Annotated in this window: 1 protein-coding gene; it reads left to right on the top strand. The window is 48.9% G+C overall.

Going from position 1 to position 231, the window contains the following annotated elements:
• Positions 1 to 231 (top strand): lyase family protein (locus SB725_RS34220; RefSeq protein WP_410923831.1); only part of this gene is annotated, 231 nt, incomplete at both ends.

Genomic DNA, 231 nt, shown 5'->3' with positions numbered 1-231 from the left:
ACCATGTAAACCATGCACAGTCTACCAACGACAGCTTCCCAACGGCGATTCGTGTGGCTGCTGCGCGTCAAATCAACAGCTTGTTGATTCCAGCGGTACAAGCACTACGCGATACACTAGCGGCTAAAGCCAAAGAATTCGATAGCATCGTAAAAATCGGTCGTACCCATTTACAAGATGCTACGCCTTTGACTCTAGGCCAAGAGTTCAGCGGCTATGTGAGTCAACTTG

Source organism: Pseudomonas sp. SIMBA_041 (assembly GCF_046535095.1).
Taxonomy (GTDB): domain Bacteria; phylum Pseudomonadota; class Gammaproteobacteria; order Pseudomonadales; family Pseudomonadaceae; genus Aquipseudomonas; species Aquipseudomonas mucoides.
The sequence above is the reverse complement of the archived record's forward strand: the minus strand, read 5'-3'. Positions and strand labels throughout refer to the sequence as shown.